The sequence below is a fragment of the Gallaecimonas pentaromativorans genome (assembly GCF_003751625.1).
GTDB lineage: Bacteria > Pseudomonadota > Gammaproteobacteria > Enterobacterales > Gallaecimonadaceae > Gallaecimonas > Gallaecimonas pentaromativorans.
On the sequence record NZ_RJUL01000006.1, the window covers coordinates 41,305 to 55,603 of the forward strand.

10 protein-coding genes are annotated in these 14,299 nt (G+C 57.6%); 4 read left to right on the forward strand and 6 right to left on the reverse strand.

Features of this window, described 5'->3' with window-relative positions:
- Positions 1-4: 4 nt before the first annotated feature.
- The 6 genes from odhB to sdhC all read right to left on the reverse strand — a co-directional run bounded on the left by odhB (position 5) and on the right by sdhC (position 7,425).
- Positions 5-1,204 carry a 2-oxoglutarate dehydrogenase complex dihydrolipoyllysine-residue succinyltransferase gene (odhB, locus tag EDC28_RS11680; RefSeq protein ID WP_050659996.1) on the reverse strand — a complete coding sequence of 400 codons (1,200 nt, stop codon included), beginning with the start codon at positions 1,202-1,204 and terminating at the stop codon, positions 5-7.
- Between the two features lie 18 nt (positions 1,205-1,222).
- Positions 1,223-4,039 carry a 2-oxoglutarate dehydrogenase E1 component gene (locus tag EDC28_RS11685; protein WP_050659995.1) on the reverse strand — a complete coding sequence of 939 codons (2,817 nt, stop codon included), beginning with the start codon at positions 4,037-4,039 and terminating at the stop codon, positions 1,223-1,225.
- Between the two features lie 170 nt (positions 4,040-4,209).
- Positions 4,210-4,917, reverse strand: a complete 708-nt coding sequence (locus EDC28_RS11690; RefSeq protein ID WP_050659994.1) for a succinate dehydrogenase iron-sulfur subunit — start codon at positions 4,915-4,917, stop codon at positions 4,210-4,212.
- Between the two features lie 10 nt (positions 4,918-4,927).
- Positions 4,928-6,706 carry a succinate dehydrogenase flavoprotein subunit gene (gene sdhA, locus EDC28_RS11695; RefSeq protein WP_050659993.1) on the reverse strand — a complete coding sequence of 593 codons (1,779 nt, stop codon included), beginning with the start codon at positions 6,704-6,706 and terminating at the stop codon, positions 4,928-4,930.
- Positions 6,707-7,054 (reverse strand): succinate dehydrogenase, hydrophobic membrane anchor protein, encoded by a 348-nt coding sequence (gene sdhD, locus EDC28_RS11700; protein ID WP_050659992.1) that lies wholly within the window; start codon positions 7,052-7,054, stop codon positions 6,707-6,709.
- Positions 7,048-7,425: a succinate dehydrogenase cytochrome b556 subunit gene (gene sdhC / locus EDC28_RS11705; RefSeq protein WP_123421906.1), complete on the reverse strand. Its 378-nt coding sequence runs from the start codon at positions 7,423-7,425 to the stop codon at positions 7,048-7,050. The genes sdhD and sdhC overlap by 7 nt, the downstream gene beginning before the upstream one ends.
- Positions 7,426-7,870: 445 nt before the next feature.
- On the opposite strand from sdhC, the gene EDC28_RS11710 reads away from it, so the two are divergent.
- The 4 genes from EDC28_RS11710 (at position 7,871) to EDC28_RS11725 (ending at position 14,164) form a co-directional block, all read left to right on the forward strand.
- Complete coding sequence (locus EDC28_RS11710; RefSeq protein ID WP_123421720.1) at positions 7,871-9,151, forward strand: citrate synthase; 1,281 nt, start codon at positions 7,871-7,873, stop codon at positions 9,149-9,151.
- A 216-nt stretch (positions 9,152-9,367) separates the two neighbouring features.
- On the forward strand, positions 9,368-10,921 hold the full coding sequence (locus EDC28_RS11715; protein WP_123421721.1) for a S10 family peptidase: 1,554 nt from the start codon (positions 9,368-9,370) through the stop codon (positions 10,919-10,921).
- Between the two features lie 178 nt (positions 10,922-11,099).
- Positions 11,100-12,749 (forward strand): phospholipase C, encoded by a 1,650-nt coding sequence (locus EDC28_RS11720; protein WP_050659989.1) that lies wholly within the window; start codon positions 11,100-11,102, stop codon positions 12,747-12,749.
- Between the two features lie 35 nt (positions 12,750-12,784).
- Entirely contained in the window at positions 12,785-14,164 is a 1,380-nt protein-coding gene (locus EDC28_RS11725) for a cytochrome-c peroxidase (protein ID WP_123421722.1), read from the forward strand.
- Positions 14,165-14,299: the final 135 nt, after the last annotated feature.

Sequence of the window (14,299 nt, forward strand, 5' to 3'; positions counted from 1 at the left end):
AAGCTTAAACGTCCAGCAGAAGACGCGTCGGATCTTCCAGCATGTCCTTGATGGTGACCAAGAAGCCTACGGACTCACGGCCATCGACAATGCGGTGGTCATAAGACAGGGCCAGGTACATCATCGGCAGGATCTCGACCTGACCATTCACCGCCATGGGCCTGTCCTTGATGGCGTGCATGCCAAGGATAGCGCTCTGGGGCGGGTTAATGATGGGGGTAGACATCAGAGAACCGAATACACCGCCGTTGGTAATGGTGAAGTTACCGCCGGTCATGTCTTCGATGGACAGCTTGCCGTCACGGGCCTTGATGGCCAAGTCGCGGATGGCTTTTTCGATGTCAGCCAGACCCATCTGGTCGGCGTCGCGCAGCACAGGGGTAACCAGGCCTTTGGGCGTGGATACAGCAATGCTGACGTCGAAGTAGTTGTGGTAAACGATGTCGTCGCCGTCGATGGAGGCATTGACATCGGGGAAACGTTTGAGCGCTTCAACAACCGCCTTCACGTAGAAGGACATGAAACCCAGCTTGATGCCGTGTTTCTTCTCAAAGATCTCTTGATACTGCTTACGCAGGCTCATGATCGGTTTCATGTTGACTTCGTTAAAGGTCGTCAGCATGGCGGTGTTGTTTTTGGCGTCCAGCAGGCGCTTGGCAATGGTTTTGCGCAGGCGGGTCATGGGCACGCGCTTCTCGGAGCGCTCGCTCATGGCTGGGGCAGCAGCGGCCGGGGCGGCTTTGGCAGCACCGTTTTTGATGTAGTTGTCTACATCTTCTTTAGTGATACGGCCACCAACGCCAGTGCCTTTGATGCCGTCCGGGCTCAGGCCTTTTTCAGCCAGGGCGCGGCGCACGGAGGGGCTCAGCACGTCAGAGGTTTCGTCGCTGCTAGCAGCAGCGGCAGGCGCAGCGGCTTCGGCCTTGGGCGCGTCGGCAGCGGCAGCCGGAGCAGCAGCAGGGGCAGCGCCCGCTTTCAGGATGGCAATCACTTGCTCGGCGGTGACGGTGGCACCTTCTTCGAACAGGATCTCACCCAGCACGCCGTCTTCAGGAGCGGGTACTTCCAAAACCACTTTGTCGGTTTCGATATCAACCAGGTTCTCGTCACGGGAGACCGCTTCACCGGGTTTCTTGTGCCAAGTGGCGATGGTGGCGTCCGCCACAGATTCCGGCAGGACGGGTACCTTGATTTCGATGCTCATTCTATTGTTCCTTTTGCCTTAATCTTTTACTTCGAGGTTGAGTGCATCGGCGACCAGCGCCTGCTGCTGCTTGGCGTGCACCGAGGCATAACCCACGGCCGGTGCGGCGGACGCTTTGCGACCGGCATAGCCAAGGTTGGCACCTTTGGGCAGGGCCTCACGGATGTCGTGCTGGATGAAGTACCAGGCGCCCTGGTTCTTCGGCTCTTCCTGGCACCAGGCAAATTCAGTGACATGGCTGTACTGGGCCAGCACCTTCTGCACTTCCTCGGCCGGGAACGGATAGAGTTGCTCGATACGCACGATGGCGATGTCCGAAATCTCGTTCTTGCGGCGCGCATCCAGCAGATCGTAATAAACCTTGCCGGCGCAGAACACCACTTTCTTCACTTTTTTCGGATCCAGGGCGTCTACTTCGTTGATGACGTTCTGGAAGCCTTCGGTCGCCAGCTCATCCAGGCTGCTAACGGCCAGCGGGTGGCGCAGCAGGGACTTGGGTGACATCACGATCAGCGGGCGACGAACCGGACGCACTACCTGGCGGCGCAGCATGTGGAACACCTGGGCCGGAGTAGAGGGTACGCAAACCTGCATGTTGTTGTCGGCGCACAGCTGCAAGAAACGCTCAAGGCGGGCACTGGAGTGCTCAGGGCCTTGGCCTTCGTAGCCGTGGGGCAGCAGCATGGTCAGGCCGCACAGACGGCCCCATTTCTGCTCGCCGGAGCTCAGGAACTGGTCGATAACCACCTGGGCACCGTTGACGAAGTCACCGAACTGGGCTTCCCAAATGAACAAGCCGCGTGGCTCGGCAGAGCTGTAGCCGTATTCAAAAGCCAGTACCGCTTCTTCAGACAATACCGAGTCGTAGATATCCAGCTTGCCTTGGTCCTGCTTGAGGTTGGCCAGCGGCAGGTACTCGGAAGCGTCGGTCTGGTTGTGCAGCACAGCATGGCGGTGGAAGAAGGTGCCACGGCCTACGTCCTGGCCGGTGATGCGGACATGGTAGCCCTCATCCAAAAGGCCAGCATAAGCCAGAGTTTCACCCATACCCCAGTCCAGGGCTTTCTCGCCTTTGGCCATCAGCAGGCGATCTTCATAGATCTTGCCAACCTGGCGCTGCAGTTTCACGTCGTCAGGGATGGTGGCGAGGGTCGTACCCAGCTCAGCCAGCTTCTCGGTTTTGATACCGGAGTTGTAGGCGGCGTCGAACTCTTTATTGAGGTAGGGGTTCCAGTCGGAGCTGTGCTCGCTCATGGGACGCCATTCCTCAACCACACACTCGCCTTTGTCCAGTTGGTCACGATAACCGTCGGACAAGGCCTTGGCTTCGTCGGCAGAGACGCTGCCCTCACTGGCCAGACGGTCGGCGTAGATGGCGCGCGGCGTCGGGTGGCTCTTGATTTTCTGGTACATCAGCGGCTGAGTCGCATTGGGCTCGTCCGCTTCGTTGTGGCCATGGCGGCGGTAGCACACCAGGTCAATTACCACGTCACGCTTGAAGGTGTTGCGATAATCCAGAGCCAGCTGCGACACGAATACCACCGCTTCCGGATCGTCACCGTTCACGTGGAAGATGGGCGCCTGTACCATCTTGGCGATGTCGGTACAGTACTGGGTGGAACGGGCATCTTCGCGCTTGGAGGTGGTGAAACCCACTTGGTTGTTGATGACAATACGGATAGTACCGCCCACACCGTAAGCGCGGGTTTGAGACATGTTGAAGGTCTCGGCAACCACACCTTGGCCGGCGATGGCCGCGTCACCGTGCACGGTGATCGGCAGCACTTTGGAGCCGTCTTTGTCGCCACGGCGGTCCATACGGGCACGAACGGAGCCCATCACTACCGGGTTAACGATTTCCAGGTGCGAGGGGTTGAAGGCCAGTGCCAGGTGCATATTGCCGCCCGGGGTGGCGAAGTCGGAGCTGAAGCCCATGTGGTACTTCACGTCACCGCTACCCAGGGTGTCCTTGTGCTTACCGGCAAACTCGTCAAAGAGATCCTGGGGCTTTTTACCCAGCACGTTGACCAGCATGTTCAGGCGGCCACGGTGGGCCATGCCGATCACGGTTTCTTTGACGCCCTGCTCGCCAGCGCGGCGGATGATTTCCTTGACCATGGGTACCAGGGCATCACCACCTTCCAAGGAAAAGCGCTTGGCACCGGGGAACTTGGCACCCAGGTATTTTTCCAGGCCTTCGGCAGCGGTCAGGCTGTTCAGAATCCGGGTTTTGTCTTCTTTACTGAAGCTGCCTTTACCGGCCACCGCTTCCAGGCGGGATTGGATCCAGCGCTTTTCTTCGGTGTTGACAATGTGCATGTACTCGGCACCGATGGGGCCGCAGTAGGTTTTCTTCAGCAGGTCAGCCAGCGCGCCCAGCTTCATGGTGTCATCTTTGACCGCCAGTGAGCCGACGTGGAACGTCTTGTCGTTATCACTGCTGTCAAGGCTGTGGAAAGCCGGGTCCAGTTCAGCAACACGCTCTTGCTGCCACAGGCCCAGAGGGTCGAGGTTGGCGTGTTGGTGACCACGGAAACGATAGGCGTTGATGAGTTGCAGGACTTTAACCTGCTTGGCGTCTACGCCGTCGCCGGAGGCGCTGACAAAACGTCGGGGTTGCGATGCCATGACCCGGAATTGCTCGCGGATTTGGCTGAAATTGGCTTCAGGAAAGCCTTCTTTGACCTTGGGAAGCTTGTCGAACTCGGCTTTCCATTCTGAGGGTACAGAACTTGGGTCTTCCAGGTAGCTCTCGTAGAGCTCCTCGATGTAGCTGGCATTACCGCCCGCAAAGGGAGACGATTCCAGCCACGCCTGCATTGTGCCTTCGTGCATAGTGATCCCTTGAACCTCGCGTTTTCTCGCAGTTGGGATTGGCCTGGTTTAAACGGCTGCTGTTACCACAGCCACCTTCTTTCTTTTTCAAAAAAATAGCCACCCCTCAAACAGAGGCGTGGCTATTTAGCTAGCGCTCGGTCCCCAGTCCAGGCTGAGGAAGCACGAGACTAAACAGCCCGCTTAAGCAGCATGGACTTGATGTGGCCGATAGCCTTGGTGGGGTTCAACCCTTTAGGACACACGTTCACACAGTTCATGATGCCATGGCAGCGGAATACGCTGAATGGGTCTTCCAGACCGGCCAAACGTTCCTCGGTGGCGGTGTCACGGCTGTCAGCCAGCCAGCGGTAAGCGGCAAGCAGACCGGCAGGGCCGATGAACTTGTCAGGGTTCCACCAGAAAGAAGGGCAGGAAGTGGAGCAGCAGGCGCAGAGAATGCACTCGTACATGCCGTCAAGCTTGGCGCGTTCTTCAGGAGACTGGAGGAACTCGCGAGCCGGCGGTTGCTTGCTGTCGTTGAGCAGGTAAGGTTTGACCTTTTCCCACTGGGTATAGAACTGGCCCATGTCCACGACCAAGTCGCGGATAACCGGCAGGCCAGGCAGCGGACGGATCACCACGTGCTTGCCAAGGGCAGACAGCGGAGTGATACAGGCCAAGCCGTTCTTACCGTTCATGTTCATGCCGTCGGAGCCACAAACCCCTTCACGGCAGGAACGGCGTAGGGACAGGGTCGGGTCCTGTTCCTTCAGACGAATAAGCGCATCCAGCACCATCAGGTCGGAACCGTCCGGCACGTCCAGGCTGTAGTCCTGCATGTGCGGCTTAGCGTCGACGTCCGGGTTGTAGCGGTAAACAGAAAATGTAACTTTCATCCCGTACTCCTTAGTAGGTCCGCGCCTTGGGCTTGAACTTCACCAGCTCTTCATCAGTCAGCAGGGTCGGCGCGCGGTTTACTTCGCGGCGGCTCATCTCACTGGTGATCGGGTCGAACAAGCTGTGGCACAGCCACTCTTCGTCGTTACGATCCGGGAAGTCAAAGCGGGTGTGGGCGCCACGGGATTCGGTACGGAAGTTGGCAGCCAGGGCGGTCGCGAAAGCGGTTTCCACCAGGTTGTCCAGTTCCAGACACTCGATACGCTGCGTGTTGAATTCCTTGGAGGTGTCGTCCAGACGGGCGTTTTTGACACGCTCGCGGATTTTCTTGAGTTCCTCCAGGCCTTCGGCCATGGCTTCGCCTTCACGGAACACAGAGAAACTACGCTGCATGCAGTTTTGCAGATCTTTTTTGATCTGAACCGGGTCTTCGCCAGTCTTATTGCTTTCCCAGCGGTTGTAACGCACCAGGGCATTTTCGATGTCTTCATCGGTAACGCTAGGCGCTGGCAGTTCGTCCAGAGCCTTGCCCAGATGCAGACCGGCCGCACGGCCGAAGACCACCAGGTCAAGCAGGGAGTTACCGCCCAGACGGTTGGCACCGTGTACGGATACACAGGCAATCTCACCTACCGCAAACAGGCCGACAACCGGCTCGTCCTTGCCATCGACCTGCTTGATAGCCTGGCCGTGCACGTTGGTAGGAATACCGCCCATCATGTAGTGACAGGTAGGGATAACGGGGATCGGCTCTTTAACCGGGTCCACGTGGGCAAAGGTGCGGGACAGCTCCAGAATGCCGGGCAGACGGCTTTCCAGCACTTCCTTACCCAGGTGATCGAGCTTGAGCTTACAGTGAGGACCCATGTGGGGGTCGTCAAAGCCGCGGCCTTCGCGGATTTCGATCATCATGGAACGGGCCACCACGTCACGGGACGCAAGGTCCTTGGCGTTGGGAGCGTAACGCTCCATGAAGCGCTCACCGTCTTTATTGAGCAGATAACCACCCTCGCCGCGGCAACCTTCGGTTACCAGCACGCCGGCACCGGCGATACCGGTGGGGTGGAATTGCCACATTTCCATGTCCTGCAGGGGAATGCCTGCACGGCTGGCCATACCAACGCCGTCACCGGTATTGATGTGGGCATTGGTGGTGGACTGGAAGATACGACCGGCACCGCCGGTAGCCAGTACCACAGCCTTGGACTTGAAGTACACCACTTCACCGGTTTCGATGTCGATGGCGGTACAGCCAACGATGTGGCCTTCGCTGTTCTTTACCAGATCCAGCGCGTACCACTCGGAGAACACGGTGGTGTTGTTCTTCACGTTCTGCTGATACAGGGTGTGCAGCAGGGCGTGGCCGGTACGGTCAGCGGCAGCAGCGGTACGAGCGCCCTGCTCGCCACCAAAGTTTTTAGACTGGCCGCCAAAGGGACGCTGGTAGATTTTGCCGTTCTCCAGACGGGAGAAAGGCAGGCCCATGTGCTCGAGTTCGAGGATGGCTTCAGGGCCGACATTACACATGTACTCGATGGCGTCTTGGTCACCGATGTAATCGGAACCTTTGACGGTGTCATACATGTGCCATTTCCAGTTGTCATCATGGGTGTTGCCCAGGGCCACAGTGATACCGCCCTGAGCGGAAACAGTGTGGGAACGGGTCGGAAACACCTTAGACAGCAGAGCGCAGCTCTTGCCTTCTTTGGAAATTTGCAGCGCAGCGCGCATACCGGCACCGCCGGCACCTACTACGACTGCATCAAATTCATAAGTTGGAATAGTCACTTACACACCCCACAGAATCACAAAGCCGCTGATCACATAGGCAAAGGCAATGATGTTCAGTACGAACTGCAGCACGATGCGAAGGCCAGTCGGTTTGACATAGTCGGTCAGAACCTGCCACAGGCCAATCCAGGCGTGTGCCAACAGGCTGATCAGGGTCAGAAGAGTGAATACTTTAACGCCCAGATTGCTGAAAAAAGCAGTCCAGGTGGCGTAGGTCAAGTCGGGGGTAATAACCAGAAAGCCAACCAGGAACAACACGTAAAGTGTCATTACTACGGCGGAGGCTCGCACCAGTACGTAGTCATGAACGCCGGTGCGGCCAAGGGTGCCTGCATTAGTTACCATAGCCACACTCCTGCGAGAACGGAAAGGATCACGGTGATGATAAAGGCGGCGGAAGCGGAGGCTTTACCGCTGGGAAGTTCTTCCCAATAACCCATATCCATGATCAAGTGACGGATACCGCCTACCAAATGGTATGCCAGAGCGGTCAGGATGCCCCAAACGATGAACTTGGCAAAAAAGCCACTCATCATGCTTTGCACGGCAGCAAAGCCGGCTTCAGACGACAGGGACTTGGCCAGCATCCACATCAGGATGGCTACGGCAAAGAACATGATAACGCCAGAAACGCGGTGGAGGATTGACGCAATAGCAGTAATTGGAAAGCGGATGGTCTGCAATTCTAAATTGACAGGTCTTTGCTTTTTCACGATGTCTGCCCACTCGGCTCTTAAGAGCCTTTGTTGTTGTATCACCAGCTAAACCGGATGGAGGTGCCCCTGGGCTTCGCTGGTCATGTCCCAAAAGAAGGAACATGCAACTGGGTGACTGATAAGAAGTCAGACAGCATTCGGCAAAGCCGGCAAGGCCAACCCGGGGCCAAGTATAATGAGCCAAGATGCCAATTTCAACGACTTGAGCTCGATCACAAATTACCTTGCGTTCTACTGTTTATCAGTGTCTTGAAAGCAACAGTAAGGATGCAATTGTGCCTTTCAGAAAGTGCAAATATGACCCATTAAATAAAGGTGCCATTTAGGGTAATTCGACAAATCCCAGATTTGTCTTAAATTGACAAATCGGACCATTTGCGATTAAAAAGGGCGGCTGTTTGCGACCGCAACATCGACGAATTCACGACCAAAGGAGACATGTTGTATGGCGGAAAATATTGCCAAACTTATGGTGGAAGGCAAGGAAGCTATTGAATTGCCTATCCTTTCTGGCACCGCCGGCCAGGACGTAATCGACGTCCGAACTTTGGGCAAACACGGTCTTTTCACTTTTGACCCTGGCTTCCTGGCCACTGCATCCTGCGAATCTGCCATTACCTTTATCGACGGCGGTAAAGGGGTTTTGCTGCACCGCGGCTACCCCATCGACCAATTGGCCGAAAAGGCAGAATACCTGGAAGTGTGCTACATCCTGCTCTACGGCGAAGCCCCCAATAAAGAGCAGTTTGATGAGTTCCGTAACATCGTAAAAACCCACACCATGCTCAATGAGCAGCTGCGCGCTTTCTTCCAGGGCTTCCGTCCTGACGCGCATCCCATGGCTGTCATGTGTGGTGTAGTCGGCGCCCTGTCTGCGTTCTATCACGACTCTTTGGACATCAGCAATCCTCGCCATCGCGAAGTAGCGGCCTTCCGCTTGCTGTCCAAAATGCCGACCATCGCTGCCATGTGCTACAAGCACAGCATCGGCCAGCCTTACATCTACCCGCGTAACGAACTGTCTTATGCAGAAAACTTCCTGCACATGATGTTCGCCACCCCGTGTGAAGACTACAAGGTGAACCCGATCCTGGCCGACGCCATGGATAAGATCTTCATCCTCCACGCCGACCACGAGCAGAATGCTTCTACTTCTACCGTGCGTCTGGCCGGCTCCTCCGGTGCCAACCCCTTCGCCTGTATCGCAGCCGGTATCGCCTCCCTGTGGGGCCCTGCCCACGGCGGCGCCAACGAAGCCTGCCTGCGCATGCTCGAAGAGATTGGTTCTGTTGACCGTATCCCCGAGTTCGTGGCTCGTGCCAAGGACAAGGACGATCCGTTCCGCCTGATGGGCTTTGGTCACCGCGTCTACAAAAACTTTGACCCCCGCGCCAAAGTGATGCGTGAAACCTGCCACCAGGTGCTCAAGGAGCTGAACATCCAGGATCCGCTGCTGGATGTGGCCATGGAACTGGAGCGCATTGCCCTGTCTGATGAATACTTCGTTGAGAAGAAGCTCTACCCCAACGTGGACTTCTACTCCGGTATCATCCTCAAGGCTATCGGTATCCCCACTTCCATGTTCACCGTGATCTTCGCCATGTCCCGTACCATCGGCTGGATCGCCCACTGGAACGAAATGCACTCTGACCCGACTGCCAAAATTGGCCGTCCCCGTCAGCTGTATGTAGGCCAGACTCTGCGCGACTTTGCTTCCAAGAAGTAAAGTTGTCCGGAATCAAAAAGAGCGGCTTAGCCGCTCTTTTTTTTCGTTAAAACGTTAGTTTCACGCCGCAAACCGTACGTTATAACGGTTCTATCTCTCCGCTTAAAAGCGCATGCTGATAAAGCTGCCCCTGTCACACCCGTCTCGAAAGAGCACTTTTCATCCCACCAGGGCAGCCCTGATAACAACATCGTTCAGGAAGCTGAGAGTATCGACATGCATTTTGCCAAACATCTCTTGATCACCTGCCTGGCCGCCGCGCCTATGGCATCGGTCGTGGCCGCGACCGACCATGAACCCCAGCAACAATCCCAAACCGCCGAACCCAAGGAAGACGCGGTTACCACCAGCCACGAAGTGCGCCTGCACGGCGACAGCATCGATTACAAGGCAACTGCCGGTAACCTGCTGATCCGTAAAGACGACGGTACCGCCGACGCATCGGTGTTCTACGTTGCCTACACCGTCAAAAGCGACAAGCCACGGCCGGTTACCTTCCTTTATAACGGTGGTCCAGGCTCGTCTTCCATCTGGCTGCACATGGGCTCGGTTGGCCCGGTGATGGTGCAAACCGCCGACGGTAAACCTACGGCGCCGCCGCCTTACAAAGTAACGGCCAACCCCAACAGCATCTTGGATAAATCCGATCTGGTGTTTATCGACGCCATGGGCACCGGTTTTTCCCACGGTATTACCCCTAAAGACGACAAGGCCGACAAAGGCGGCAAGAAGGAAGACCCTTCCAAGCCGTTCTGGGGTGTAGACCAGGACGTTGACGCCTTTGCCCGCTTTATCGAGCGTTATGTCACCGTCAACAAGCGCTGGAACGACCCCAAATTCCTGATGGGCGAGTCCTACGGCACTACCCGCTCCGCAGCCCTGGTTAACCGCCTGCAAGAAGACGGCGTGACCATGAACGGCGTGGTGCTGGTATCGAGCATCCTCAACTACGGCGCCGAAATGCCTGGCCTGGACCGCGAATACATCAACAACCTGCCCACCTACGCCGCTATCGCCTGGTACCACAATAAGCTGACCAACAAACCGGCCGAGCTGGCGCCTTTCCTTAAAGAAGTGCGCGACTTTGCCAGCGGCGAGTACGCCCATGCTCTGGCTCAGGGCCAGAACATCTCTGAAAGCGAGGCCGATGCCGTCGCCCAGAAGCTGCACCAGTACACCGGTCTTTCCGTGCAGTACATCAAAGAGGCCAACCTGCAGGTTGACCCCAGCCGCTTCCGTAAAGAGCTGATGCGTGACGAGCGCCTGACCGTGGGCCGCTACGATGGCCGCTTCATGGGTATCGATGAAGACGCCGCCGGCGAAACCCCGGACACCGACGCTTCCGACACCGCCGTTACCGGCGCCTTTGTGGCCGCCTTTAACAGCTACCTGGCCAACGACCTCAAATTCGAGAGCAAGGTGCCCTATAAGCTGTTCGCCATGGACGCCATCCGCACTTGGGATTGGAAACACGCCGTGCCCGGCAGCCACTGGCCAGTGCCCATGCCTTACGTGGTCGCCGATCTCGGTAACGCCATGCGTACCAACCCTTACCTCAAGGTGTTCAGCGCCAACGGTTACTTCGACTTGGCCACGCCGTTTTTCGGCACCGAGTTCGATTTGGCCCATATGGAGCTGCCAAAATCCCTGCAGAAAAACCTGCAGTTTGGCTACTACCCTTCAGGCCACATGATTTACCTCAACCCCACCGCCCACAAAGAACTGGCGGACGACCTGGAAAAATTCTACGACCAGGCCACCCACAAATAAGCAAAGGGACCTTCGGGTCCCTTTTTCATGCTGCCATTGCCAAGCCGCCCCCATTCCCTGCCCTTGCAATAAAACTGACATACCGGTGTCAATTTGATTGCCGACCATGGGCTGCCAACGCGCGTTATTGCCTTTTTATTTCTCTTATCCGATACGCCCGTCCATAAGGAAGATACCGATGTTTCGTTTGACCTCTGTTTCCCTGGCGCTGGCCCTTGGCGCATTCCCTGCTCTGGCCTTGGCCCACCCTCATCACACCCCGGCCGACCACCTTGCCACCCGAACGCCCATCAAACACCTGGTGGTGCTGTACAGCGAAAACGTCTCTTTTGATCACTACTTTGCCACTTACCCAAGGGCCACCAACCCTGACGGCGAACCGGCATTCCATGCCCTGCCCCACACCCCTAAGGTCAACAACCTGGTCAGTGCCGGGCTGCTTAGCAACAACCCCAATGCCACCAACAGCGCCAACGGCAGCGATGCGGCCAATCCCTTTCGCCTAGACCGCACCCAGGCCAACACTGCCGACCAAAACCACGCCTACAGCGCTGAGCAGCAGGCCTATGACGGCGGCAAGGCCGATCTTTTCCCCAAATATACCGGCCGCGGCTCTGCCGGTAACGTGGGCGCCTTTGGCACCAAGGGCCAGGTCATGGGGTACTTTGACGGCAACACCGTTACCGCGCTGTGGCACTACGCGCAGCGTTTTGCCATGAGCGACAACGCCTACACCGACACCTACGGTCCCTCCACCCCCGGCGCCCTGGAAGCGGTATCAGGCCAGACCAACGGCCTGCAATTGGTGGAATCGTCCAAGCACTCTTACTACGTGGATGACGGCCAGGGCGGCTACACCATGATCAACGACGTCGACCCGGCCACCGATGTCTGCTCCTCGGCCACCGATCAGGCCTGGATGACCGGCAAAAACATCGGCGATCTGCTCAACGGCAAGAACATCAGCTGGGGCAGCTTCATGGGCGGCTTTGACCTTAGCGCCAATAACGCCAACGGCTCCACCGACTGCCAGCGCAGCACCTATTCCCAAGTGGTGAGCAGCAGCGTGACCGACTACATCCCGCACCACGCCTGGTTCCAGTATTACCAGTCCACCGCCAACCCCAGCCATGCCCGCCCCTCTTCGGTGTCGGCCATCGGTTACTCCACCCTCGCTGACGGTAAAACCGCCGAGCCAGCCAACCACGAGTACGACCTGACCGACTTCTTTGCCGCCGTTAAAGCCGGCAACTACCCGGCGGTGTCCTACCTCAAGGCCCCGGCCTTCCAGGACGGCCACGCCGGTTATTCCGATCCGCTGGACGAACAGGCCTTTATCACCAAGGTGGTCAACTTCCTCGAGCAGCAACCGGATTGGAAAAATACCGCCATCATCGTTGCCTGGGACGACTCCGACGGTTGGTACGACCATGCCTACCAGGCGCCCACCCATGCCTCTTATGATGCTGCCGACAAACTCGGCGGCGACGGTGTCTGCGGCAGCGGCGACGCCCCGAATGGCCTTGCCGGCAAGCCGGTCAACGGCCGCTGCGGCCCCGGCACTCGGGTGCCTTTTTTGGTGCTCTCACCCTTTGCCAAGCGCAACTACGTGAGCCACACCCCCATCAGCCAGGCCTCCATTGTCCGCTTTATCGAGGACAACTGGCTGGCCGGGCAGCGCCTGGGTGGCGGCTCCTTTGATGCCAGCGCCGGTAGCATCATGGATATGTTTGATTTCAAACACCGTAATGAGAAGCCGCTGTTTCTTGACCCGGATCTTGGCACCCCGGTAAAAGGCCGCGACCAGCATCCTCATCACCAAGCCTGAGTAAAAAGGCCGCCTGCGGGCGGCCTTGATTGCTGATGTCAGTAAAATACCTATCAAAAGCGCGCTGGCTGCTGTTGCCAGCGCTGGCGCTTATCGCACTGGTGGGCCTTTCCCCCCTGAGCCTTGCCAGTTGGATTCATCCCGTCGATGCCCTGAAACTGAGCTTCGGCATCAACCCTCACCCCAAGGCACTGGTATTGCCTACGCCAAAGCCGCTCTCGGCCATGGCCAAGCTGGGTAAGGGGCTTTTTTTCGATAAAACCCTGTCAGGCTCCGGGCAACTGGCCTGCGCCAGTTGCCACAGCCCCGAGGCCGACTATGGGCCACCGGGCAATGCCGCCGTGATGGCCGGTGGCCCGGCCCTGCACCAGCAAGGCTTCAGGGCGGTGCCTTCCCTTAAATACCTCTACCGCCAGCCGCTTTTTTCCATCGGCCCCGATGCGCCAGGCGACAACGACCAGGTGCTGACGGTGCAGCAACAGGCGGCGTTAGCCGCGGCCAGTACCCACACAAGTAAAAGCGCCGGCAATACCGCACGCTCCGCCGCCAACTTGGTGCCCATGGGCGGGCTTTTTTGGGACGGCCGCGCCGACACCTTGCAGCAGCAGGCAAGCGGCCCGCTGTTTAACCCGGTGGAAATGGCGGCCCCTTCCGAGACCTTTGTGGCCAAGGCCCTGGCCAGTGGGCCTTATCGCCAGCAGATGCAGCGCCTCTTTGGCCAGCAGGTGTTTGACAGCCCGCGCCAGGCGGTAAGCGAAGCGATGTTTGCCATCGCCCGCTACCAGATGGAAGACACTGCCTTTCACCCCTTTAGCAGCCGCTTTGATGCCTGGCTGCAAGGTAAGGCAAGGCTCAGCCAGAGCGAACTGCGCGGCTATCTGGCCTTTAACGACCCCAAGACCGGTAACTGCGCGGCCTGCCACCTTGATACGGTCAGTAAAGACGGCCTGCCGCCGCTTTTTACCGACTTTCAATATGAAGCCTTGGGCGTGCCCCGCAATCCAGCCATTGTGGCCAACCACAACCCCCACTGGTTTGATTTGGGTCTGTGCGGCCCCTTTAGAGCAGACTTACAGGCCCAGACCCAATACTGCGGCATGTTCCTGACCCCAAGCCTTCGCAACAGCGCCAGACGCCGCCACTTTTTCCACAACGGCGTCTTTTCGTCCCTCAATGAGGTGCTGAACTGGTATGTGTACCGGGATTTGGCGCCAGAGCGCTTCTACCCCAAAGACCCCAGCGGCAAGATATTGGCCTTTAACGACCTGCCAAGGCGCTACCAAGCCAACATCGACACCACCGACGCGCCCTTCAATCGCCACCCCGGCGAAAGCCCCGCGCTAAGCGCCGCCCAAATCAAGGACATCATCGCCTTTTTGGGCAGCCTCAACGACGGTTACCGCCCCGGCCACTAAGGCCGGGCGTTTTTTAACCTTTTGCGATCAATTTCGCCACGCAGTGGTGAAATTCACCAACACAGCCTGAACGAGAAACCATAACCACATGATTTTAAACAAATAAAAATATTGGCACGGCCCTCGCTAATTAAG

Coding starts and splice junctions, on each gene's coding strand:
- EDC28_RS11720 (WP_050659989.1), top strand. CDS start 11,100: ATGTTTCGTTTGACCTCTGTTTCCCTGGCGCTGGCCCTTGGCGCATTC.
- EDC28_RS11715 (WP_123421721.1), top strand. CDS start 9,368: ATGCATTTTGCCAAACATCTCTTGATCACCTGCCTGGCCGCCGCGCCT.
- sdhD (WP_050659992.1), bottom strand. CDS start 7,054: ATGGTAACTAATGCAGGCACCCTTGGCCGCACCGGCGTTCATGACTAC.
- odhB (WP_050659996.1), bottom strand. CDS start 1,204: ATGAGCATCGAAATCAAGGTACCCGTCCTGCCGGAATCTGTGGCGGAC.
- EDC28_RS11725 (WP_123421722.1), top strand. CDS start 12,785: ATGTCAGTAAAATACCTATCAAAAGCGCGCTGGCTGCTGTTGCCAGCG.
- EDC28_RS11690 (WP_050659994.1), bottom strand. CDS start 4,917: ATGAAAGTTACATTTTCTGTTTACCGCTACAACCCGGACGTCGACGCT.
- EDC28_RS11710 (WP_123421720.1), top strand. CDS start 7,871: ATGGCGGAAAATATTGCCAAACTTATGGTGGAAGGCAAGGAAGCTATT.
- EDC28_RS11685 (WP_050659995.1), bottom strand. CDS start 4,039: ATGCACGAAGGCACAATGCAGGCGTGGCTGGAATCGTCTCCCTTTGCG.